Origin of the sequence: Microbacterium algihabitans (genome assembly GCF_032464975.1) — a bacterium.
Taxonomy (GTDB): Bacteria; Actinomycetota; Actinomycetes; order Actinomycetales; family Microbacteriaceae; genus Microbacterium; species Microbacterium algihabitans.
Window position 1 is genome coordinate 175,120 of sequence record NZ_JAWDIU010000003.1, and the last position, 23,235, is coordinate 198,354.

Below are 23,235 nucleotides of genomic sequence, written 5' to 3' on the forward strand. Positions count from 1 at the left end.
GCCGCTCAGACGAAGTCGGCCGTCGCCGCCTGAGCGATCGTCCGCTCGCGCACTTCGTGCTCGTACAGCACCGACGCCTGGTTGACCCCGACCGGTCGTCGCACGAGTTCGCCCACGCGCCGTCGCACGAGCTCGGCCGGGGTGTCGGCGGCGACGACGAGCACCGTCACGTCGACATCCGCTCCGCGCTCGCACGCGAAGCGCTGCAGCAGCGAGAACGCCCACCGCTGCAGCCGGTGATGTATGCGCACCGGGAGCGGGAGGGGCGCCTGCACCACGGCGACGACGTGCGGCCCGGCGGCGCCGGTGCCCCACACGGCGAGTTCGGCGGTGTGCAGCAGGGCGATCCACTCCGCCCGGCTCGTCACCACGGTCGCATCGACCCCCACGACGGTGACCGAGCGGTCCGTCGGCAGGGACCGTTCGAGCGGGGGCACGGCGGATGCCGCCAGGCACCGCAACCGGGTTCCGATGAGGATGACACCGTCGAGCGACGACGGCGAGGGCGTATCCATGTCTCCTGATTTTGAGATAACGCACGTCCGCCCGGTCGAGACGCCGGCAGGGCGAGCTCGACCGGGCGGACCGGCATCGTCGTCAGATCTTCCGAGCGACCGGATCGACGCCCTGACGACGGCGACGGATCACCACGGCGAGCGCCCCGGCACCGAGCAGACCCGCACCCGCCACGAGCAACGCCCAGACCTCTGCGGTACCCGTGCGCGCGAGCTGGTCGCCGGTCGGCTGCGCGGCGGGCGCAGGGTTTCCGCTCGCCCCGCCGCCCGTGCTCGCGGGGGCACCCGACGAGGGCGAGCCGCCGGCGTCGCCGGATCCGGGCGCGTCGGCCACCGTGAACGACAGCGGCTCGGAAGCCGACGCCGACGCGGTGTCGGTGCGGTCGAACACCGCCTTCACGACGTACGTCCCGGCCGGCAATCCGTCCGGAACGTCCAGCTGAGCGCTGCCGTCGACGAGCGTGGCCGAGGCGAGGACGCGCTCCGTCTGGTCGAAATCGGTCGCGGCCGGCACGACCACCAGGTGCACCGTGCCCTCGCTCGCGCCGTCGACGGTCGCCGTGAAGCGTAACGCGCCGCCCGCGGTGAGCGTCGAACCGCCGTCGAGCGTGACGGTGGTCGAGGTGGGAGTCAGCACCGCGATGTCGACGTCCAGCAGCCGACCCGAGCCTTCGCCCTCCGCCTCGGCGGCCCGCACACCCCGCGCGGCGTCCGCCGGGATCTTGACCTCGACCGTCGCCGTTCCGCTGGCGTCCGCGACGACCGAGGCGATCTCCTCGCCCGCGAGGGTGAAGCGGACGGTCTCACCGGCGCGGAAACCCGACCCGGTGAGGGTGACGGAGCCGCCCGGGGCGACCTCCGTCTCAGACGCGGAGAGCCGGCCCGGGGTGAGCGCGGCCGCGAGCTCCGCGCAGGCATCCCCCTGCACTCCGACCGGGGCGAGCTCGGGGCTGTCACCCGTCACGCCGTCGTCCTCCCGCACGGAGAGCCGTCCGAACGCGTCCGCCCCCATCACGGCATCCGTCGAGTTCGTCGCACTGATGACGAACGACGAGGTGGGGGTGGCCGACGCGGTGTCGTTGCCGACGATGGGGACGGTCACGGTTTTGCAGATCTCCCCTGGGGCGAAGACGACCTTTTGCGAGGCCGACGACACGACACCGTTGCCCAGCACGCTGAACCACGCGGTCACCGTCGCCGAGTCGGCGTGATTCAGCGCCACCGCCACCTGCGCGGTACTCGGGCCGTCCGTCTCCTCCACGATCGTCGACCCGACGCCCACCGTGGTCCGCTTGCGGACGTCCGCGGCGATGCTGGTCGGGGTGTCGAAAGCAAGGTCGGAGAGGTAGAGCCCACCCGCCCCGGTGCCGTCGGCGCCGACCGCGGCCGAGAAGCGCACCTCGCGGACGTCGGTGAGGTCGACCCCCAGGTCGGAGAGCGGGATCGTCACCTGCTGCAGCACGAACTTGTTCAGCACGGCTTGAGACCCGCCCGGCATGCGGTTGACGGCGAGTGGGTTGATGTCCGACACGGCGCGGCTGAAGACGCGGCCGGAACCGTCGACGACGCTGACCACGACATCGGTGCCCGAGGTAACCGTGCGGTCGGGGGCCATCTTCACCGTGAGCTGCGACCGCTTCGACACGTCGCGCGAGCCCGGCGGCAGCGACACCCGCAGTTCCCCGGTGCTCGGGGTCGCCGGATCGGTCCCGCCGCTCCACACGAACCGCGTGACGGGCGTGGCCTCGACGTTCAACCCGAACCGCGCCGGCGTCCAGTGCGGCACGCGAGCCGACCCGATGTCGCGGGTGGTGCAGTACGGCATGGCCGGCGGGATCGACGACGACGTCTCAGCGTTCGCACACACCTGGGCGGAGGCCGCACCGGTGGTGCGCACCAGGGTGCTCGGCGAGGCGAAGTCGGTCACCAGACTCGTCGCCGACCCGGGCTGCGCCGCCATGACGCGCACGTCCGCGAAGGCGGTACGCGGCGTCGACGGCGTGGTCGACCCGTCGAACAGCGACTGGAACTGCTTCTCGTGCCCCATCGTCATGCGGAAGAAGCCCGTCATGTACGACACGCCCACCTGGTACTGATCGGCGGCGGTGAGTCGGGTGGAGTCGGTCGTCGAGCAGCTCGAGGTGAGGTCTTTCGTGCTCCAGTCGTCGCCGGTCGCGTAGGGGTACTTCCCGGGCGTCCAGACGGAGTTGAAGAAGTTGTGGTTCGCCCCCATCACCCACACCGCCGACCGCAGCACGTCGTCGCCGAAGGCGTGACGCGAGTCGTCCACGAAGTGCTGGCCCTGTTGATTGACCACGTCGCCGTCGCAGTAGGGCAGCACCACGCTCATCGGAACGTCGGGAACGGTCATACGGCCGAAGTCGACGGGCGCCAGGGGCAGAACGGCGGTGATGCCGAACGGCTGGGCCCGCGCCGCGTTCAGGGTGACCGCCGCGGTCACGCCCTCACCGCCTCGAGAGTGCCCCATGATCCCGACGTCGTCCAGGTCGAAGCGGCCGGCGAGGCTCGCGGCAGTCACCCCCGCCGCCGCGGTCGCCGGTGCGTCCGAGCGGATGGTGGCGTAGGCGAGCGCCTGATCGAGCGTGCGCGTCACGGTGGTCGACGACCCCTGCGCGTCGGGCCAGCTCACGTCGTTGTACGAGACGGGTCGACCGGCGTCGACGGCCGCGAGCATGTCGAGGGTGTCGAGCACGAGCTGCCCGCGTGCGCGCGCGCCGAAGTCGAGGGCGAACGGGTTGTCGTTGGCGTTGATCGCGTTCGCGGCGATCGACACGACGTTGTAGCCGTGCGAGGCCAGGGCGCGCCCGGTCCCCTCGTAGCCCTGGTACGACCGCACGTTCACCTGGCTGGGGTCGCACGGCCAGCGCAGGGTGTTCGCCGTTCCGGTCGCGCACCAGGCGTGGCGGCCGTGCAGCAGGATCACGGTGGGGCGTTCACCCGGGGCGTCGGTGAGGTACATCTTGCCGGTCATCTCGCCCCGGATGCCGCCGATGCCCTGCAGCGCGATGGCGCGGTCGCCGAAGTCGTACTCCACCTCGGTCACGGAGTTCGGCCCCGGGTCGGCGGGGTCGTCCGCCCCGGAGAACGTCGTCGTCCGCGGGGCGGCCTGCTCGTCGTCGGTGCGGGAGGAGATCTTCGCGGTCGGGTCCTCCGCCGCCTTGTCTCCTCCGCCGGAGGCCCAGCCCTTCTCGACGTCGTGCGCGGAGACGACGCGGGAGTCGGAGGTGGACACCGACAGGGTGAGCCCGTCGGCCGACTCGGTCGCGAGACCGATCGTCTCGCCGTCGACGAGAAGGGTCGGCGCGTCGCTCACGATGGGGAGCGGCTCGTCGAGTTCGTAGCTGACCAGGTAACCGCCCGGCGCGGAGGTGATGGACCAGTCGTCGCCGGAGGCGAGAACGCCTCCGGGCGGGGCGGCTGTTGCCGCGGGGGCGAGGCTGAGGACGAGCGCGGACGTCAGGACGGTCGCCGAGAGGGCGGACCAGCGTGCGCGCGAGGACGCGAGTGATCGCATGAGGCTCCGATGCGGGTCGAGTGCGGGATTCGGGTGGCGCATCGCACCGATCGGTCGGTACGCCCCGTCAGGGTAGGGTCCGACCCGACGCCGTCCGGGGCCCGCTGCACTCCCGCGGACGCCACCACCGAGACGCGGCGGGAGCCGCTTCACCGCCCGGCAACGCGGCGAAACAGGGGAATCACCTCGGAACCCACCCCTGACGCGCACGAGAGCGTTCCGCCCGAGCGCGGCGAAGGGCTCCCGGCCGCCTACCGCTCGCGGTGGCGGCGCACCTCGATCGCGCTGAGCAGCATCGCCGCGCCCGAGAACACCACCGACACCGCGAGGGCGAGGGTGAGCGCGTCGGCGAAGGGAACGGCATCCGGTGCCGGATCACCCGGACCGCCCGCACGGGCCGCGGCCCCGACGGCGAGCACGAAGCTCGTGCCCAGCACGGTCTGGCCGATCGACGATCCCACGCGCTGCGCGGTCTGCACGACGCCCCCGGCGACCCCGCCGCGTCGGGGGTCGACGTCGGCGAGGGTCAGCGTCTGGTTGGGCGTGACGATCGCGCCGCCCGCGACGCCGAGCACGAACAGCGGCACGCACAGGCGCAGGATCACGGTGACCGGATCGGTCGCGTCGGCCGCCGTCTGCACCAGCACGCCGAGGATCACCGTGACGGTCGTGAAGACCGCGACCGCGCCCACGAGCAGCGGGCGCCCCACCCGCGAGACGAATCGACCGGCGACGGGTGCGCCGACCACCGATCCGATCGCGTACGCCGTGACGCCGAGGCCCGACTGCAGCGCGGTGAAGCCGAGTCCGTCCTGGTAGTACAGCGCGAGCACGAGGGGGATGCCGGTGTTGCTGCAGAAGAAGACAATCGCGAACACGACGCCCGTGACGAACGAGCGCACGCGGAACAGGCGCAGGTCGAGAAGGGGCCCGGCATCCGCCCTCGTCAGACGCGCCTCGTGCCGCACGAGCCCGAACAGGAAGACCGCCGCCGGAATCAGCAGGAGCAGCATGAGCGGGCCCCCGCCCTGACCGGTCTCGACGATCGGGAACAGCAGACACAGCACGCCGGCGCCCAGCAGCACCGCCCCGAGCACGTCGACGCGCTGACCGGATGCCGCGGCCACGGGCTCGTCGGCGGGAACCCACCGTCGGGCGAGCAGCACCGCGGCGACACCGACCGGCACGTTGATGAAGAACACCAGGCGCCAGCCGATCTCCGTTCCGCCCGCCGAGATCAGCAGCCCCGCGATCACCGGGCCGAGGGCGGTGCCCGCGCCGACCGTGAGCCCCAGGCGCCCGAAGGCCCGGCCCCGCTCCCACGCCGGGAACGCGTTCTGGATGAAGCCCGAGACCTGCGGCCCCATCATGCCGCCGAACAGCCCCTGCACCACCCGCGCCGCGATCAGCAGGCCCGCGTTCGGTGCGAGACCGACCGCGGCGCTCGCGATCACGAACCCGAGCACGGCGATCGTGAAGATGCGCCGCCGCCCCCACCCGTCACCCAGTCGTCCGCCGATCACCGGCACGAGCGCGAAGGCGAGCACGTACCCCGTCACGATCCACTGGAGTTCGCTGGCATCCGCCCCGGTCGAGCGCCCGATCGACGGCAGGGCGACGTTGGTCACGCTGACGTCGAGCAGGGCGGCGAACTGCCCCATCAGCATGACCGAGAGCGCACGCCATCGACGCGGGTCGGGAGCGGGGGCGGATGCCGTCACGAGGCGCCGCGACTCAGTTCGCCGTGCGCAGACGCAGGAAGGCCTCGGCGATCCCTCGGTCCACGGCATCCGGAACGGGGTGCACCCCGGTGGCGACCTCGCCCCGCGCGACGGCGGCCAACGAGCGCGCCTGCAGCGTCAGCCCGAGGTCCATCGCCTCGATCGGGTTGCCGAGCCCCGCGACGAGGTTGACCATGTTGGTGTCGGCGATCACGTGCACCGCGCGGTCGCCGGGCACGGCGTAGGTCGCGTGGAATCCCTCGGTGGCGACGGGCCGGCCGAGCGCGGCCAGATCCATCTCCCACGGGTGATGACCGACCCCGGCGATGATGACGCCGTGCGGGAGGTGCGCGATCTGCGCGGCCCCGAGCACCCCGGGTGCCCCGGTGGCGAGGAAGACGAACCGGGCCTGCGCGAGCGCCTCGTCGAGCCCGGCGACGGTGAACCCCTCGAGCGACGCCTCGAGGGCGCGGTAGGGATCTGTGTCGACCACCGTCACGACGGCACCCAGCTGGCGCAGGGTGTGCGCGGTCCCCCGCCCGCACGGACCGAACCCGATGACCGTCGCCCGCGAGCCGGGGATCATGAGGTTCGTCGCGTTCATGAACGCCTGCACCACCGACTGGCCGACGCCGAAGCGGTTCTCGACCAAGAGCTTCAGCGGACTGTCGTTGATGACGACGATCGGATGCCGCACCTCGTGCTCGCGACGGCGCAGGACGATGCCGCCGGTCGTCGTCTCTTCGGTCCCGCCGCACAGGTGCGGGGCGGGGTGACCGTCGAGCACGCCGCGGAACAGGTCGCCGCCGTTGTCGAGGATGAGGTGCGGGTCGCTCGCGAGCACCGCGGCGACGCGCGGGGCGTCGTCGTCGCGGGCGGCGTGCACGGTGACACCGCGATCCCGCAGGTCGGCGACGGTGTCTTCGCGGGTGGTCCCGGGCGAACCGGTGAGCGAGACCTGTGCTCCGGCCTCGACGAGCAGGCGCACGAGCACCGCCGTCTTCGGCTCGATGTGCAGGCACATCGCGATGCGCAGGCCGTCGAACACCGGCGCGAGCTCGCGGACGGCTTCGCGGGTGAGGGGCATGTGCGCGTCGGCCCAGTCGAGGCCGGGCGCGGGAGGGGTGGGGTAGGTACGGGTGGTCATGGCGATCCGATCAGTGAGGGGTGGCGAAGAACGACACCCGCGTCACTGATAGAGCTCGGACCGGTAGGAGTGGTCGCCGAAGATCGGGGCGGGGTGGGACCCGCCGCCGTGACCCGCGGCGATCGACATGCGCTGAGCCTATGCCCGCGAGCGAAGGGGGAGGGCTTCGGAGCTCAGAGAGCGCGAAGCTCCCACCACAGCGACGTCGACTGACCGGGCTCGAGCAGGCGCAGATTCACCCCGGAGCGGAGGGCGTCGGGTGGACAGGTCGACGGTTCGACGGCCACCGCGTGCCGGTACTCCCCCGCGGGTCCGTGGTCGGCGGTGTAGACCTGCAGCCAGGGCGAGCTGCCGTCGACCCGCAGCTCGACGCCCGTCCCGTCGGCCGGATCGACGAGAGAGACCCGGACGAGCCCCTCGTCGTCCTGTCGCAGCGCGGTCAGGGCGTTGTTGACGACGCGCGCCCCGATCGGCTGAGCGCGGCGGAGGTCGAACGGCGTTCCCTCGACCGGCACCCGACCGATGGGCAGCATCCTGTCGTCCGACACCATCATCACCTCGTCGGCGGGGACCGTGAGGACCCACCGGTCGATCGCCGACGGCACCGCAGGACCTGCGACCAGGGAGGGGTGCGCTCCGAGCCCGACGGGGGCGCGCTCCTCCGACTCGTTCGTCGCGGTGATCCGTTGCTCGACGCCCTCCTCGGACACGACGATCGAGACCTCGAGTCGCACCCGCCAGGGGTAGCCCGAGGGGCGATCGATCACCGTGCTCAGCACGGCGGATCGATCGGTCCGCGCGGCGACGTCGAACAGCGTTCGCGTCACGAGGCCGTGCACGGCCGTCCGGGTCGTCGGTTCGGTGATCCCCAGCTCGTGCGTCCGTCCGTCGAACTCGTAACGACCGTCCGCCGTCCGGTTCGGCCACGGCGCGAGCACCGCTCCCCTCATCGACGGGTCGAACCCCGGCGGCCGCTCGGCGATGAGGTTGCGACCCCGACGTCGCGCGGAGCGCAGCGCGGCGCCGAACGGGGTGACGACGGCCTCGTAGTGCCCCGCCGTCAGAACGACGTCGTCGATCATCCCCTCTCGTCCTCGCGGTGGAACAGCAGCAGCTCGGGCAGGCTCGTCGCGAAGTAGTCGGTGACCCCGTCGTCGCGGACGGCGGCGGGAGCGACGTAGCGCGGGCGCGCCTCGCCCAGAGACGGCGGCGGGTCGGCGGGCGCGAGACCGAGCGCGGCGTTGGTCTGGTCCCACGCGGCCAGCGCGCGCCCCTCGCCCCCTTCCCACGGGTGGAAGGCCCGACCGAGCAGGATGCCGCGTGCCTCCCCCGCACGTCCCTCGGAGGTCAGCAGCGTGACGTATTCGATGGTGAGGTCGTCGCGGGTCAGCACGACCTCGCGCCGTTCGTCGAGCACGGCGAGACGATCGGCCGTCGAGTGCCCCAGCTTGGCCGCCAGCTGATCGCGTTCGAAGAGCAGCCGCGCGTCGTCGGGGGCGGTCCGCGTCGCCTCCTCGTAGAGGTTCCACGCCGCGTCGTCGTCGCGGGCGACGGTGAACTCCGCGATCGCGGCGTTGCGCAGCAGCACCACGTCGCGAAGGCCCCGCTCCATCGCCTCGCGCCACCGCGCCAAGGCGTCCTCGCGCCGTCCTTGCCCGTAGAGCAGGTTGCCGAGCAGGAAGCGGGCGACAGCGTCGGAGTCGTCCGCGGCGATCGCGGCGCCGAGGGCGTCGAATGCCGCGAGTCCGTGCGGGAACGCCCACGTCAGATCACTGTCGCGCGCCGCCGATCGCGCCGCGGCGGCCGCATCGACCTCGCCCCGCTCCTGGAGAGCGGCCGCGGCGAGATAGTGCGCGAGGGGGATGACGTTCCCCGCCGCACAGACCGGGAGGCCCGTGACCCGGGCGAGGAGCCCGAGAGCGTCGTCCACCTCACCGAGATGGAGGAGGTCGAGGGCGGTGTCGAGCAGCAGACCGGGGTCGTCCGCACCGGGCGCGCCCGAGAGGTGCCGCGCGGTGGGGTTCAGGGGTTCGACCGCGAGCACCTCGCGCAGGACGAGGTCGGCCTCGGTCGCCCCCTCCGCGCGGCGCAGGAGCACGGCCCGCAGCACCTCGCGACGACTGTCGTACGCTGCGACCCCGTCGAGCGAATCGAGAACCCGCAGGGCCGCCCGGATGCGACCCCGGCGCGCGAGCGACGCCCCCAGCTCGAAGCCGGCGGCCGCCGCCCACGTGCCGTCCCATCCGGCCTTTCCGAAGGCGCGCTCCGCGTCGATGGGCCGCCCCAGTCGCTGCAGGATGAGCCCCCCGAGGTAGAAGGCCTCGGCATCCGTCGGGTTCGCGTTGCGGCGCGTGAGCCGGCTCAGGGCGGTCTCGACGTGGCGGAGCGCCTCGGCGTACTCGCCCGAGCGGTATCGCGCGTCGCCCAGCGCGAGGTTGACGCGCACGTCGCCGGGATCGCGGTCGAGGGCCGCTTCCCAGTACGGGAGCGGAGAGCGCGTCGGGTGCCGGAACTGGCTCAGGTGCAGACCCGTGAGGTACAGCTCCTCCACGGTGTCGATCTGCGCGGGGAGCGGGGGTTCGTCGGCCACCCACGGTTCGGCGTCGTCGACCACCGAGGGCGTCCACCGCACGAGGCTCGCCCCGCCCGCGGAGCGCAGCTCGACCTCGAGCGCTCCCTCGACAGGCCCCTCCCACACGATCTCGTCGACGGTTCCCGGATGCAGATCCGCCCGCCGCTCCGCCACGACACGGCCGTCCACGACGATGCGCATCACCGCCGCCGGCCGAGGCGACGTCACGGCGAAGACCGCCCGCACCCCCTCGGAGCGATCGACGTGCACCGCGGCGTCGGGGGTCGCCTGATGGGCGGGTCCCAGGGCGGGGATCGGATACCAGTACTGCGAGAACGTCTTCGTCTCGCCCGGCAGGAGCCAGCTGAAATCCGGTTGATTGTCGGTGTAGACGCCCGCCATCAACTCCACGTACGGACCGTCTTCGTCGGTCAACTGCGCATCCCAGGCGTGGCCGAAGGGAGCGTCTCCCCACGTCCACTGCTTCTTTCCGGGTGAGATGCGGCGCTCCGCCCAGTGGACGAAGCCCGCCCCCGCGCCATGGTCGTACCCGCCGAAGAAGTCGTCCTCCGAGTCGACGATCATGTACGAGGTCGGCACGGGGATGTTCCGGTAGAAGTCGATGCGGTCGGCCGCCGGGACCGCCTCGGGCGCGGCCGCGGCGAGCGCGGCGTAGTCGACACCGTAGTAAGGCCGGTCCGCGCGGGGGAACGCCGTCAGAGCACGACGCGCGTGATCGGCGACGTAGCGCACGTCCTCGGGGAAGAACGACTGGTAGTCGTCGTTGACCCGAGCGGCGACGTTCGCCCACCAGAGGAAGGTCTGACGCTCGCTCGTGCGGTTGTGCAGGCGCACCGCGACCTCCACGACCGTGCTGCCGGGGCGGATCCGCACGCCGTGCTGCGCGGCCATGCGCGTGAAGGGGTCGTGGTCAGCGCACCATACGGTGACCGAGCCGTCGTCACCGTGCTCGATCGACGTCTCGACGGGCAGGTGGGTCGCCGGTCGATGGTGCTGCGGCCAGTTGAACTCGACACCGCCGCTGACCCACGGGCCGGCGAGGCCGACGAGGGCGGGCTTGATGACGTTGTTGCGATAGAAGAAGTCGTAGTCGGTGGTCTTGTCGTAGGCCACGTGGATGCGACCGCCGAGCTCGGGGAGGACCACGAGACGGAGGTACTCGTTCTCCAGATGCACGGCCTGCCACTGCCGCGCCCGCGGCTCGTCCGACACCCGCTCGATGAACGGCAGCGGATAGACCTTGCCGCTCGAGCCCTGGTACACGCGATGGTCGAGGAACATCGGGTACGCACTGGGCTCGTGGGCGTCGTACGTGCGGATGGTGAGCGGCTCGTCCCACGCGATCGCCCGCCCCTCGGCCAGCTCGTCGCGCAGGGCGCTCGGGGCGTCGGGGAGCTCTATCTCGGCCGGCCCGGGCGCGGTGGAGGTCTCGGGGTGCATGGTCATCGGACGCCTCCTCGGCGAGCAATAGGGTGTTCCACATGAGTGAGTCGGGGCCGATCGCCCTTGCGCCGGAGGGCGACGACGTCTCGGGACTGATGGAGGGTTTCGCGAACCAGCGCTTGTGCGTGGTGCCGCGTCCCCTCGTCGAAGAGGCCATCGGTCGCGCCGGGACGCGGCAGCTCCTCGTCACCGACGCGGGCTACTTCCCCCGCGCGCGGCGCCATCGCCGCCGGCGGGCGCACGGCACGTCGGAGACGATCGTGATCCTCTGCGTCGCGGGCAGCGGCACGGTGACCGTGGACGGCCAGAGCTTCGCCCTCGACGCCTCCGGGTGCGCGATCATCCCGCCCTACGTCAGCCACCACTACGCGGCGTCCGACACGGATCCGTGGACGATCTGGTGGATGCACGTCCGCGGTGCCGACGTGGCCGACCTGATCGGTTCGGTGCTCCGCGCGCAACAGCCGGTCGTGGTGCTGAAGTCGGTGGACCGCATCGCCGCGCTGTTCGACGAGCTCGTCGAGACGATGGAGCAGCGGCCCTCGCCGATCCACCTGCTCGCGGCATCCGGAATCGCCTGGCACCTGCTGACGCGACTCGCCGCCGACAGCCGGCTCCCCGCGACCGGCTCGCCCCTGGAGCGCGCCATGCGCTACCTCGAGGCCCGCGTGGAAGGTGCCATCTCGGTGCCGGAGCTGGCCGCCATCGTGGGCGTCTCCCCCTCGCATCTGAGCGCGCTGTTCCACCAGGCCACCGGCGGCGGACCGGGTGCCTTCCACACATCGCTGCGCATGAGCCGGGCCCGGACCCTGCTCGACACCACGACGATGCCCATCGCCGACGTGGCGGTGGCGGTGGGGTACGCGGACCCGCTGTACTTCTCGCGTCATTTCCGGCGCATGCACGGCGTCAACCCCTCCACCTATCGTTCGCAGCACAAGGGATAGATCGGGACTCGGCATCCGTCGGCGTCAGCCGGGGATCCCGATGCGACGCTCGCCGGAGCGGAGCTGCTGGATGACCACGGCGATCACGAGCAGCGTGCCCTGCGCGACGTTCTGCCAGAACGTGTTCACGCCCAGCAGCGTCATGCCGTTGGTGAGCACGCCGAGCAGGATCACCGCGAGGATCGTTCCGGCGATCGCGCCCTTGCCGCCCTTGAGCGCGGCACCGCCGAGGGCGGCGGCCGTGATCGCCTGCAGCTCGAGCCCCTCGGAGCCGGAGATCGGCTGACCCGAGCCGGTTCGGGCGGTGATGAGCACGCCGGCGATGGCCGCGACGGCGCCGGTCACCATGTAGACCCCGATGATGTACCGGTTGATGTTGATGCCGGCGAGGCGGGCGGCGATGTTGTTGCCGCCCACCGCGTAGATGTTGCGACCGATGGTCGTGTACCGCAGCACGAGGTGGGCGACGACCGCGACGATGACCAGCACCCAGATGAGCGTCGGCACGCCGAGCACCGCTCCGCGGGCGAGGAACACGAAGAACGGGTCGGCCCCGGTGTAGCCCTGCGCGCGACCGTCCGAGATCAGCTGGGCGACGCCCTTGAACGCCGCGAGGGTCGCGAGGGTCGCGATCACGGGGTTCACGCGGCCGAACACGATGATGCAGCCGTTCACGAGACCGCAGACCACGCCGATGGCGACCGCGCCGACCACCCCGACCAGAGCGGACGACGTGGCGGTGAACAGCATCGCCGAGGTCACCGAGGTGAGTCCCGCGATCGATCCGACCGAGATGTCGAGCGCGCCGAGGATGATCACGATCGTCTGCACGACCGCCAGCAGGCCCACGATGGCGACCGCCGTTCCGATCACGCGGAGGTTCGCGATGGTGAAGAAGAGCGGATTCTGTATGCCGATGACGGCGACGACCAACGCGATGGCGATGATCAGCGAGATGTTCTGCACGCCGACCGTCGCGACGAAGCGCTTGGCCGGGGAGACGGTGGGCGTCTCGGGTGCGTCCGCGCGAGCCGGCGCGAGGGGGGCGGTAGACACGGAGGGGTCCCTTCGGGGTGAGGAGGTCATGCGGAGATGTCGTTCATCGCGAGGGCGAGGATGCGCTCCTCGGTGGCGTCTTTGCGGTCCAGTTCGCCGGAGATGCGCCCGTCGGACATGACGTAGATGCGATCGGAGACACCGAGGATCTCGGGGAGCTCGCTCGAGACGACGATGACGGCGACACCCTGGTGGGCGAGTTCGTCGATGATCGCGTAGATCTCCGACTTCGCCCCGACGTCGATGCCGCGGGTGGGTTCGTCGAGCAGAAGCAGTCGGGGCTTCGTCGCGAGCCACCGTGCGAGCACGACCTTCTGCTGGTTGCCGCCCGACAGGTTGCCCACCAGCTGCTCGGAGGAGGGGGTGCGGATCCGCAGCCTCTGGATGTACTCCTGGGCGAGCGCGCGTTCGGCACGACCGCGCACGAAGATCCAGCGGGCGAGAGACTTCAGCACGACCAGGGCCGCGTTGTCGCGCACCGACCTCTGCAGGAGCAGGGCCTCGGCCTTCCGCTCCTCGGGCGCGAAGCCGATGCCGGCGCGGATGCTGTCGGAGGGTTGGCGGATGCTACGGACCTCGCCCGAGACGACGATTCGGCCCGCGGTCGCGGGGTAGTCGCCCGCGATGGTCTTCATGAGCTCGCTGCGGCCGGCGCCGACGAGGCCGGCGACCCCGACGACCTCTCCGGCCCGCACGGTGAGATCGACGTCGGTGACGTGCTCGTTGCCGACGCCGATGAGCTCGAGCACCGTCTCGCCCAGGGCGGCACGGTCGCGGTGGAAGAACTTCTCGAGGTCGCGGCCCACCATCATGCGCACGAGGTCGTCGTGATCGGTCTCCGAGACCCGCTTGGTCCCGACGAAGGCGCCGTCGCGCAGCACCGTGATCCTGTCGGCGAGTTGAAAGATCTCGGCCATGCGATGGGACACGTACGCCACCGCCACGCCGTCGTCCTGGAGCTGTCGGATGAGGGAGAAGAGCAGCGCCACTTCCTCGTCGCCGAGTGAGGAGGTGGGCTCGTCGAAGCAGATGATGCGCGGGCGGCTGACGACCGCACGCATGATCTCCACGAGCTGCCTCTGCGCGGGCGAGAGGTCGGAGCCGAGGGCGTCGGCGCGCAGGGCCCGATCGAACCCCCAGCGGCGCAGCTCCGTGCGCGTGCGCTCGATGAGGGCGCGTCGGTTGAAGCCGACTCCCCCGAGGTCGCCGACGAAGATGTTCTCGGCGACGGAGACCGCGGCGATGATCTCCGGTTCCTGGGCGATGACGCGCAGGCCCGCTCGTCGCGCGTCCGAGGGGTCGGAGAACTCGACGGGCCTCCCGTCGATCTCGAGGCTGCCGCCGTCGGGACGGTAGTCGCCGTTCAGGATCTTGAGCAGGGTGGACTTCCCCGCACCGTTCTCCCCCATGAGCGCGGTGACCTCTCCCGACCGCAGCTCCACTTCCACTCCCCGGAGGGCATGGACCGGGCCGAAGTTCTTCGAGATCCCCGCCGCGCGCAGCGCGATGCTTTCCTGACTCACCGTCGTCCTCTTCTCACGTCGTCGTGGCACCGGTGATGGAGGCGGCGCTCCGCCGCCTCCATCCGTCGTCGGGTCAGGTGCAGACGACGCCCTTGGCTTCCCAGTTGCTCGCGTCGACGATCTCGGTGTTGGCGATCGACTGGGGCGGCAGGGCGGTGCCGTTGCGCAGCAGGTCGATCATCGAGTTCGCGGCGGCCTTGCCGACCTCGACGCCCGAGATGAACAGCGCGGCCTTGTTGCCCGTCTGCTGACCGGCTTTCCAGTCCTTGCAGGTCAGGTAGGCGCCCAGGCCGACGCCGATGATGTTGTCGGCGGCGACGCCCGAGTTCTGCAGGGCCGTCACCACGCCCGTCTCGCTCTCGTCGTTGCAGCCCCACACGACCCAGTTGGTCACTCCGGCGTTCGCCGTGATGACGGCGCCGGCCTTGTCCTGCGCGTCGGTCGCCGAGTTGTCGGTGCCGACGTCGATCACCTCGGGGCCGTCGGAGATCGCCTCGGTGAAGGCGCTCTTCGCGCCGTCGACGCGCTGCTGGCAAACGGTGAGGTCCTGCTTGTATGCCGACAGGATGCGGGTGTTCGCCGCGGTCCATCCGGCTTCCTCGTACAGCCGGGCGGCTTCGGCCCCGACCTTCTCGCCCATCGAGGTCCCGTCGAAGCCCGAGAACGGCGCAGCGTTGCCCGCGGCGTCTTCGATCGTGTCGTCGGCCGCCATGATCGGAATGCCGGCGTCCTTCGCCAGCTGGATGACCTGGGGGCCGATCTGCTGGTCGGGGACGACGATGATGATCCCGTCCACCTGCTGGGCGATCGCCGCCTCCACCTCGGAGATGGCCTTGTTCGAGTCGGTGCCGAGGTCGACGGCGTTGATCGTGACGTCCCCCGCCGCCTGCGCGGCCTCCTTGGCGCCGTTCGCCTCGTCGATGAAGTACTGCTGATCGCCCTGCTTCTGCAGGAAGGCGATCGTGAGGGGGCCGTCCTTCGGGCCGGCGGCGGCGCCCGAGTCGGGTGACGCGGTCTCCATGCCCGAGCTGCAGGCGGTCACGGCGGCCAGGGCCAGGACGGCGATGGCCGCTCCGACCATCCGGGTCGCGCTCGTGCGAACTGTCTTCTTCGTCATCCGCGTTCCTTATCTCCATTGATCGCCGGTCGCGCGACCGGGCGGGATGTTCCTCGCTCACGCTACTGGGGCCCAGGCGCGTGATCAGAGGACGATCGCCCACCCGACATGGACGATTCGACGATCGGAAGGATCCCCGCGCTGCAGCATTCCCCGAAGCGGCGCCGCGGCCGACGCGGTCCGCGATCGCCGGGCACGCGCAGCGGTCGCTACGCTCCTTCTGTCGATCATGCGATCGGCGCCCCCACACCCGGAGAACCCCGATGACCAACAGCACTCCCGGCCGCATGCACGAGGTCACCGACGAGACGCGCGCGATCGTCGACATGGTGCTCGACTACTCCCGCACCCGCCTGCTGTCGGAGGACACCCCTCTCGACAAGCCCCTCCCCGCCGCCGAGCTCACACGTTTGGCAGGTCGCACGATCGACGAGGCCGGCATCGGCGCGCGCAAGGCCCTCGGGGTGTTCGAGCACGTGCTGGCGCCGGCCTGCATCACGACCGACGACCCGCGGTACCTGTCGTTCATCCCGAGCGCGCCGACGAAGGCGGCGGCCGCGTTCGACCTCGTCGTGTCGGCGAGCGCCCTGTACGGCGGATCGTGGCTCGAGGGTGCGGGCGCGGTGCACGCCGAGAACGAGGTGCTGCGCTGGCTCGCCGCCGAGTTCGGCCTGCCCGCCGGAGCGGGCGGGGTGTTCGTGCAGGGCGGCACCCTCGGCAACCTGTCGGCGCTCGTCGCAGCGCGCGAGGCCGCTCGGGATCGATTCGCGGATGCCGGCACGCCGCGCCCCGACGCGTGGCGCGTGGTCTGCAGCGTCGAGGCGCACTCCTCGATCGCCTCGGCCGCGCGGGTGATGGACGTCGAGGTCGTCGGCGTGCCCGTGGGCGAAGACGGCGTGCTGCGCGGCGATGCCGTGCGCGCGGCCCTCGACGAGTACGGCGAGAGCGTCTTCGCCGTCGTCGCGACGGCCGGCTCGACCAACTTCGGCATCGTCGACGACATCGCCGACATCGCCCTCGCCATCGAGGGGACCGACGCGTGGCTGCACGTCGACGGCGCCTACGGCCTGACGGGCATGCTGTCGCCCCGCGCCCGGCACCGCTTCGCCGGGGTGGAGCACGCCGACTCCCTCGTCGTCGACCCGCACAAGTGGCTCTTCGCGCCGTTCGACGCGTGCGCCCTGATCTACCGCGACCCCGAGCTCGGTCGCCGCGCGCACACGCAGCACGCCGAGTACCTCGACACCCTCACCGAGACGAGCGACTGGAGCCCGTCCGACTTCGCCGCGCACCTGACCCGCCGCGCGCGCGGACTCCCCCTCTGGTTCTCGCTCGCCACCTACGGCGCCGCCGTGTACCGCGAAGCCATCACGGCCGCCATCGACCTCGCCGAACGCATCGCCGACGAGATCGAGCGCCGCCCCGAGGTCGCGCTGGTGCGACGCCCGCAACTCGGCGTCGTCGTCTTCGAGCGCGTGGGATGGGACAAGCCCGACTACGACCGCTGGTCGGCCCGCCTGCTCGACGACCAGCACGCGTTCGTCACGCCGTCGAGCCACGCGGGCCGCGTCAACGCGCGCTTCGCGATCCTCAACCCGCGCACGACCTTCGACGACCTGGTCGGGATCCTCGACACGATGGTCTGAGGCCGGGCCCGGCGCCGCGCGGGCAGGGCGGGAGCACACGACCGCGGGGATCATCGACCGTTCGCCGCCGCCACACGTCATACCGCGCGCACAACCGCGGGGATCATCAACGACACGCCGCCACGCGGCGACCGCGGCGGCGTGTCCGGCGAACATCCCGCGGTTGTGTCCGCGACCGACGCCCGAGCACGCGCCAAGGCAACGAAAAAGCCCCGGGCGACCGGGGCTTCATCCGTAGCGGGAGCGGGGCTTGAACCCGCGACCTCACGATTATGAGTCGTGCGCTCTCACCAACTGAGCTACCCCGCCGCACGGCATCCGGTATTCAGAAGTGGATGCCTTGAGCCCCGAGTCAGGATTGAACTGACGACCCCTTCCTTACCATGGAAGTGCTCTGCCACTGAGCTATCGGGGCGTACCCGGATCGCTCCGGGCAACTAGAAGAGAATATCAGATCGCGACACTCTCACACGAATCGAGGGTCACCCTCCGGCGTGCTGACGCAGCCACGCGATCGGGTCGATCGGCGTGGTGCCGTTCTGCAGGATCTCGACGTGGGTGTGCGCACCGAACGAGCGTCCGGTGTTCCCGGTGCGGCCGAGGAACTGGCCCACGTGCACCTTCTCGCCCTGCGTGACCTGGAGCGAGCCGTACTGCATGTGGCCGTAGCGGCTCGAGACGAGCTGTCCGTCGATCTCGTGGTCGATCAGCACGGTGACGCCGAAGGCGCCGCCCTGCTCGGTGGCGATGCGCACGGTGCCGTCGGCGATGGCCTGCACGGGCGAGCCTTCACCGGGGACGAAGTCGGCGCCCTCGTGGAAGCCGCCGTCGCGCATGCCGAAGCCGTACGAGATCGACACACCCACGGCGAAGGGCCACTGGATGGGCGCCGTCGGGTCGTTGGTGTAGAAGTCGGAGGGCCGCGTGATGCCCGAGTCGAGCGCCATCTTGGTGTAGGTGGTGGCGGAGTATCCGTCATCGGCACGGTCGACCGCGGCCGACTGCGCCTGGGCGGGCGCGACGTAGGCCTGGATGTCGTTCGCACCGGATGCCGCGACGTCGCCGGCGACGGCGAGACGCGTGGTCGCGACCTCGGGGGCGGCGACGTTGTCGGTGCCGGCCGCCGACGCGAGAGCGCTGACCGGCATGGTCATGCCGACGGTGAGCAGACCCACGACGCCCATGACGCCGACCGAGAACGAGGTCGCGGCGATGCGACGGGCGGTGCGGCGCGAGCGGGGAGCCGCAGCGGCGGGGAGGCCCTCCGACACCGGCTCGGCGGCCGGGGCGACCGGCGCGGCCTGCTGAGTGGGGGTCTCGCCGGTGAAGGCGAACAGGCGGGCCGCCGAAGCGAATTCGTCGGCGACGTCGTCGGCGGGGGCCGAGACGGAGGCCGCGACCTCGGGCTCAGCGGCATCCGGAGTCTCGACGGGCTCGGAGTCGGCGACCGAAGCGTCGACGGCGGAGTCGATGATCACGGCGTCGGCGACGGGGCGACGGCGCGAGCGGCGCGAGACGGGGAGCGTGATCGGCGAGGTCGGGAGGCTGACCGGCGTGGTCGCGGCGTCGCTGTCGGCGCTCTGCAGGATCACGGCGACGTCATCGGAGCGGTGCTCCTCGACGACGGTGACCTCGAGCGCATCGGCGGGATCCGCTTTCTCGACGAGGGCGTCGGACGCGGGGAGGGTCGGCTCGATCGTGGCGGCGATCACCGTCTCGACGACGGCGGCGGCGACGGCCTCGACCATCGCGGGCTGGCTCGCGGACTCGGCGTCGACGGGGGCCGGGTCGGCCGCCTTCTGGTCGGCGGAGGCCGGGGCGTCGAGGGTGGCGACGCTCGCTGCCCGGCGACGCATCTCGGCTCGAGTGAGCCGGGGTTCTGCATCGGGGGCGCTGGCGGGGAGGGGGCGACGAGACCGTCGGGTGACGGCGGGCTCAGTCTCGGAGGCTTCAGACGGCAACGCGGAAGGGGCTCTCGTGTCGTGTCGCAGGCGCGACGGCTTCGGGCTTCGGGGCTTGACCATCTCCGCAGGTTCGGGTTGCGGAAGATAACGAACTGGTAAACACCCTACCCCGACGGGTCTGTGAATGCCATGAAAGGTGCCCGACTCACCTCGCGTAATCGAGCAGCGGCTCGAGGCGACCGAAGAATCCGGGCCCTGCCGCGATGACCATGCCGTTGCCGGGACGCCCGCCCGGCGCGCCACCGACCGTGCCGCCGGCCTCTTCGACCAGCAGGGCGCCCGCCGCGTGGTCCCACGGGTGGGTGCCGCGCTCGTAGTACGCGTCGACCCGCCCTGCGGCCACCGAGGCCAGATCGAGCGAGGCCGCACCGATGCGGCGCACGTCGCGCGCGATCGGCATGACGCGCGACAACTGGGCCAGGGCGGGTCCGTGCGTCTCGGGGTCGTAGCCGAAGCCGGTCGCGACGAGACCACCGGCGGGTCCGACCTCGCTGACCGACAGGCGCTGGTCGCCGAGCCACGCTCCCCCGCCGCGCGACGCGGTGAAGAGCTCCCCCGTGACCGGGTTGAAGACGGCCCCGGCGAGCGCCGTCCACGACGCGGTCTCGGCCGTGCCCTCGACCGCGGCGATGCTGACCGCCCATGCGGGGATGCCGTAGGCGTAGTTGACGGTGCCGTCGATCGGGTCGACGACCCACGTGATGCCGCTCGTGCCCTTCTCGGCGCCCGACTCCTCGCCGAAGAACCCGTCGTCGGGCCGCTCGCGCGCGAGCTCCGCACGGATGAACGCCTCGACCTCGCGGTCGGCGGCGGTGACGATGTCGGCGGCGGCCGATTTGGTGGCGGCGACCGTCACCCCCTCCCGGCGGCGACGGTGGGCCAGTTCGCCGGCCTCCCGGGCGATACGCGTGGCGAGCTCGAGCAGATCCGCGGGTGAGGTCATGGCATCCACGCTACTGCGCCACCCCCTCGGCCGATTTCTTCGCCGTCGTTAGCGTGGGCTCATGACCGCCTCGGATTCTCGCCAGTACGACGTCGTCATCGTGGGGGGCGGGCACAACGCCCTGGTCTCCGCGGCCTATCTCGCGCGCGCCGGGCGCCGCGTGGCGGTGATCGAGAGGGCGGATGCCGTGGGCGGAGCCGCCGTGTCGGAGAGACCGTGGCGCGGAGTCGACGCCCGCCTGTCGCGCTACTCGTACCTCGTGAGCCTGCTGCCGCAGCAGATCATCGACGACCTCGGCCTGCAGATCACCTTGAAGCGCCGCCGGTACTCGTCGTACACGCCCGACCCGGCGGACCCCTCGCGCGGGATCCTCGTCGACACCCACGACGCCGAGGCCACGGCCGCGTCGTTCACGCGGACGCTGGGCACCGACGGTGCCGCCGAGGCCGAACGCTTCTCGGCCTTCGGCGAGCGCCTGGCGCCCCTCGGCCGCGCGGTCTTCCCGACCATGACCGAGCCCCTGCCCACCGCGGACGAGGTGCGCGAGCGCCTCTGCGACGACGAGCTGTGGGAGGCCCTCACGAGCCGCCCCCTCGGCGACCTCCTGCGCCGGTCGCTGCAGAGCGACCTCGTACGCGGCATCGCCCTCACCGACGGCCTCATCGGCACCTTCTCGACGTCGGACGACCCCTCGCTCGCGCAGAACCGGTGCTTCCTCTACCACGTGATCGGCGGAGGGACGGGCGACTGGGACGTCCCCGTCGGCGGCATGGGCGCCGTGACCGCCGAGCTCGAACGCGCCGCCCGCTCATCCGGTGTCGAGATCTTCACCGGCGTCGAGGTGGTCTCGATCAGCCCCGACGGCGAGGTGCACACCATGACCGACCGCTCCGAGGTCTTCCGCGGCGACCTCGTGCTCAGCGGGGTCGGACGCGCGGTGCTCGACGGCCTGCTCGCGGCCGGTGGCTCCGCCACGATCGGCGGCGACGAGCCCGAGGGAGCGCAGGTCAAGGTGAACATGCTCCTCTCGCGCCTGCCGCGCCTGCGCGACGAATCGGTGACGCCGGAGGAGGCGTTCTCGGGCACGTTCCACGTCAACGAGACCATGACACAGCTCGATGCCGCCTACGCCGCGGCATCCGGAGGCCTCGTCCCCGACCCGCTGCCCGTCGAGATCTACTGTCACTCGCTGACCGACCCGTCGATCCTCGGCGAGGAGCTGCAGGCGTCGGGGGCGCAGACGCTCACGATGTTCGGCCTGCAGGTGCCGCACCGCCTGCTCGACGACACCGACCCCGTCGCCGCGGGAGCGCGCCTGCTGGCCGCGGCGCAGGCCTCGCTCGACTCCGTGCTGGCCGAGCCGCTGCGCGACTGCATCCACCGCGCCCCCGACGGACGCCTGTGCATCGAGGCGCGCACGACGACCGACCTCGAGCGCGCGCTCAACATGGCCGGCGGCGACATCTTCCACGGGGCGCTGTCGTGGCCGTGGCTCGAGGCGCCCGCCTCGACCCCGGCCGAGCGGTGGGGCGTCGCGACCCCTCACCCGCGGGTGCTGATGTGCGGTTCGAGCGCCCAGCGCGGCGGCGCGGTGAGCGGCATCGGCGGGCAGAACGCGGCGATGGCGGCGCTGGAGATGCTCGGCGGCTAGCTCGTCGCCGCACGGGCGGTCGCGATGATCGTCTCGACCGCCCTCATCAGAGCGGGAGTCGAGGGCTCGGCGTACCCGAACACCAGGCCCGGCGGCAGCTCGGTCTCGGTTCCCGGCACCGCGTATCCCGCGAGGGGCGCCACCACGATGCCGCGGGCCGCGAGCGCTGCGACCACGCGGGTTTCCGCCTCGCGCGCGGAGCCGGGCAGCAGGACGACGGCGTGCAATCCCCCGTCGGTGGCCGTGAGCGTCACGCCTTCGACACCGGCGAACGCCTCGAGCATCAGCCGGCGCCGGTGGCGGTAGTCGCGGCGGCGCCGGGCGGTGTGGCGAGCGAGGGCTCCGTCGCCGAGGTACAGGGCCAGCGCCTGCTGCTGCACCTGCGAGACGGACGGATCGAGGTCGGCGCGCGCGGCGGCGAGGCGTTCGCGCCACGCCCCGGTCGCCACGATCCACCCGCAGCGCAGGGCCGGGGTGAGCACCTTCGACAGCGAACCGATCAGCACCACGTTCGCGGGATCGAGCAGGTGCAAGGGCGGCAGCGGCACGCGGCCGTGGGGGAACTCGCTGTCGTAGTCGTCTTCGACGACGACGGCTCCCGTGCGGGCCGCCCACGCGAGCAGACGGGCCCGGGCCGCGGCATCCAGCCGACTGCCGAGAGGGTAGTGGTGGTGCGGGGTGACGATCATCGCGTCGAGGTCGTCGCGCGCCTCGATGTCGTCGAGGTCGAGACCCGCGCCGAGTCGCACCGCGATCGGCACCGCCTCGACGCCCACGCGGCCGAGTAGATGCCGCACGCGGGGGTACCCGGGGTTCTCGATGCCGACCCGGAGCCGCGCCCCGCGGGGTTCGAGGGCGAGCACGGTGAGCAGCATCGCATCGCTCGTCCCCGCCGTCACGATGACATCGTCGGGGGCGACGTCGAGCCCGCGCGTGCGGCCGAGGTGCGCGGCGATCTGACGGCGCAGGGCGGGCTCGCCGAGCACGTCGGCCACGTCGGCGGCGACCTCGAGCGCACTCGCGCGTCGCCATGCCGAGCGCCACGCGGCGTCGACGATTCCCGCCGTCCCGGGCCGCCCCGGACGCAGGTCGATCACGGCCGGGGCGGGCCCGGGTGCGGCGGCGGCGACGGCCGGAAGAGACCGCGACTCCGAGGGACGCACGATCTCGGCGACGACGGTGCCGCCGCCGGGCCGGGCCGTCAGGTACCCCTCCCCCGTGAGGATCTCGTAGGCCGAGACCACCGTGCCGCGAGCGAGCCCCAGGTCGGCGGCGAGCGCCCGCGTCGAGGGGACGGCCTGGCCGCTGGTCACCCGACCAGCGAGGATCGACGCGCGCAGGCCGTGGGCGAGCTGCTCGTGCAGGGGCGCGGGGGCGCCACGGTCCAGGATGCCGACGTCGATCACGCGACGATTCTGCCACTGGTCCATTCGA

The 23,235-nt window shown here is 71.8% G+C and carries 15 protein-coding genes and 2 tRNA genes; 3 read left to right on the forward strand and 14 right to left on the reverse strand.

Going from position 1 to position 23,235, the window contains the following annotated elements; all coding sequences use genetic code 11:
* Positions 1-5: 5 nt before the first annotated feature.
* From RWH43_RS10455 to RWH43_RS10480, 6 genes are all read right to left on the reverse strand, one after another.
* Entirely contained in the window at positions 6-515 is a 510-nt protein-coding gene (locus RWH43_RS10455) for a hypothetical protein (RefSeq protein ID WP_316001435.1), read from the reverse strand.
* Between the two features lie 82 nt (positions 516-597).
* Complete coding sequence (locus RWH43_RS10460; RefSeq protein ID WP_316001436.1) at positions 598-4,050, reverse strand: LPXTG cell wall anchor domain-containing protein; 3,453 nt, start codon at positions 4,048-4,050, stop codon at positions 598-600.
* A 251-nt stretch (positions 4,051-4,301) separates the two neighbouring features.
* A complete protein-coding gene (locus RWH43_RS10465) occupies positions 4,302-5,771 on the reverse strand; it encodes an MFS transporter (RefSeq protein WP_316001437.1) in 1,470 nt (489 codons plus the stop codon).
* Between the two features lie 13 nt (positions 5,772-5,784).
* The gene (locus tag RWH43_RS10470) at positions 5,785-6,918 is read right to left on the reverse strand and encodes an adenosylhomocysteinase (RefSeq protein ID WP_316001438.1); all 1,134 of its coding nucleotides are present in this window, start codon (positions 6,916-6,918) and stop codon (positions 5,785-5,787) included.
* 173 nt (positions 6,919-7,091) lie between these two features.
* Positions 7,092-8,000 (reverse strand): aldose 1-epimerase family protein, encoded by a 909-nt coding sequence (locus RWH43_RS10475; protein WP_316001439.1) that lies wholly within the window; start codon positions 7,998-8,000, stop codon positions 7,092-7,094.
* A complete protein-coding gene (locus RWH43_RS10480) occupies positions 7,997-10,957 on the reverse strand; it encodes a DUF5107 domain-containing protein (RefSeq protein WP_316001440.1) in 2,961 nt (986 codons plus the stop codon). Before RWH43_RS10480 ends, RWH43_RS10475 begins: the two co-directional genes overlap by 4 nt.
* A gap of 35 nt (positions 10,958-10,992) precedes the next feature.
* Between RWH43_RS10480 and RWH43_RS10485 the strand changes: the two genes are divergently transcribed.
* Positions 10,993-11,901, forward strand: a complete 909-nt coding sequence (locus RWH43_RS10485; RefSeq protein WP_230705053.1) for an AraC family transcriptional regulator — start codon at positions 10,993-10,995, stop codon at positions 11,899-11,901.
* Between the two features lie 24 nt (positions 11,902-11,925).
* Here RWH43_RS10485 and RWH43_RS10490 read toward each other — a convergent pair whose 3' ends face one another.
* From RWH43_RS10490 to RWH43_RS10500, 3 genes are all read right to left on the reverse strand, one after another.
* Complete coding sequence (locus RWH43_RS10490; protein ID WP_316001441.1) at positions 11,926-12,957, reverse strand: ABC transporter permease; 1,032 nt, start codon at positions 12,955-12,957, stop codon at positions 11,926-11,928.
* Positions 12,958-12,983: 26 nt separating this feature from the next.
* Positions 12,984-14,480: a sugar ABC transporter ATP-binding protein gene (locus tag RWH43_RS10495; RefSeq protein WP_316001442.1), complete on the reverse strand. Its 1,497-nt coding sequence runs from the start codon at positions 14,478-14,480 to the stop codon at positions 12,984-12,986.
* A 73-nt stretch (positions 14,481-14,553) separates the two neighbouring features.
* On the reverse strand, positions 14,554-15,597 hold the full coding sequence (locus RWH43_RS10500) for a substrate-binding domain-containing protein (RefSeq protein ID WP_222846089.1): 1,044 nt from the start codon (positions 15,595-15,597) through the stop codon (positions 14,554-14,556).
* A gap of 263 nt (positions 15,598-15,860) precedes the next feature.
* Between RWH43_RS10500 and RWH43_RS10505 the strand changes: the two genes are divergently transcribed.
* A complete protein-coding gene (locus RWH43_RS10505; protein WP_316001443.1) occupies positions 15,861-17,243 on the forward strand; it encodes a pyridoxal phosphate-dependent decarboxylase family protein in 1,383 nt (460 codons plus the stop codon).
* 235 nt (positions 17,244-17,478) lie between these two features.
* On the opposite strand, the gene RWH43_RS10510 is transcribed toward RWH43_RS10505, so the two are convergent.
* From RWH43_RS10510 to RWH43_RS10525, 4 genes are all read right to left on the reverse strand, one after another.
* Positions 17,479-17,552 (reverse strand) — tRNA-Met (locus tag RWH43_RS10510).
* Between the two features lie 34 nt (positions 17,553-17,586).
* Positions 17,587-17,658, reverse strand: a tRNA-Thr gene (locus RWH43_RS10515).
* A gap of 67 nt (positions 17,659-17,725) precedes the next feature.
* Entirely contained in the window at positions 17,726-19,099 is a 1,374-nt protein-coding gene (locus tag RWH43_RS10520; protein ID WP_144832603.1) for a M23 family metallopeptidase, read from the reverse strand.
* A gap of 253 nt (positions 19,100-19,352) precedes the next feature.
* Complete coding sequence (locus RWH43_RS10525) at positions 19,353-20,150, reverse strand: inositol monophosphatase family protein (protein ID WP_144832600.1); 798 nt, start codon at positions 20,148-20,150, stop codon at positions 19,353-19,355.
* 61 nt (positions 20,151-20,211) lie between these two features.
* Between RWH43_RS10525 and RWH43_RS10530 the strand changes: the two genes are divergently transcribed.
* Positions 20,212-21,801 carry a phytoene desaturase family protein gene (locus RWH43_RS10530; protein ID WP_316001444.1) on the forward strand — a complete coding sequence of 530 codons (1,590 nt, stop codon included), beginning with the start codon at positions 20,212-20,214 and terminating at the stop codon, positions 21,799-21,801.
* Here RWH43_RS10530 and pdxR read toward each other — a convergent pair.
* The gene (pdxR, locus tag RWH43_RS10535; RefSeq protein WP_316001445.1) at positions 21,798-23,207 is read right to left on the reverse strand and encodes a MocR-like pyridoxine biosynthesis transcription factor PdxR; all 1,410 of its coding nucleotides are present in this window, start codon (positions 23,205-23,207) and stop codon (positions 21,798-21,800) included. The two genes, RWH43_RS10530 and pdxR, sit on opposite strands and share 4 nt — an antisense overlap.
* Between the last annotated feature and the right edge of the window lie 28 nt (positions 23,208-23,235).

Coding starts and splice junctions, on each gene's coding strand:
- RWH43_RS10530 (WP_316001444.1), top strand. CDS start 20,212: ATGACCGCCTCGGATTCTCGCCAGTACGACGTCGTCATCGTGGGGGGC.
- RWH43_RS10505 (WP_316001443.1), top strand. CDS start 15,861: ATGACCAACAGCACTCCCGGCCGCATGCACGAGGTCACCGACGAGACG.
- RWH43_RS10525 (WP_144832600.1), bottom strand. CDS start 20,150: ATGACCTCACCCGCGGATCTGCTCGAGCTCGCCACGCGTATCGCCCGG.
- RWH43_RS10475 (WP_316001439.1), bottom strand. CDS start 8,000: ATGATCGACGACGTCGTTCTGACGGCGGGGCACTACGAGGCCGTCGTC.
- RWH43_RS10480 (WP_316001440.1), bottom strand. CDS start 10,957: ATGACCATGCACCCCGAGACCTCCACCGCGCCCGGGCCGGCCGAGATA.
- RWH43_RS10455 (WP_316001435.1), bottom strand. CDS start 515: ATGGATACGCCCTCGCCGTCGTCGCTCGACGGTGTCATCCTCATCGGA.
- RWH43_RS10470 (WP_316001438.1), bottom strand. CDS start 6,918: ATGACCACCCGTACCTACCCCACCCCTCCCGCGCCCGGCCTCGACTGG.
- RWH43_RS10460 (WP_316001436.1), bottom strand. CDS start 4,050: ATGCGATCACTCGCGTCCTCGCGCGCACGCTGGTCCGCCCTCTCGGCG.
- RWH43_RS10520 (WP_144832603.1), bottom strand. CDS start 19,099: ATGCGTCGCCGGGCAGCGAGCGTCGCCACCCTCGACGCCCCGGCCTCC.
- RWH43_RS10485 (WP_230705053.1), top strand. CDS start 10,993: ATGAGTGAGTCGGGGCCGATCGCCCTTGCGCCGGAGGGCGACGACGTC.
- RWH43_RS10500 (WP_222846089.1), bottom strand. CDS start 15,597: ATGACGAAGAAGACAGTTCGCACGAGCGCGACCCGGATGGTCGGAGCG.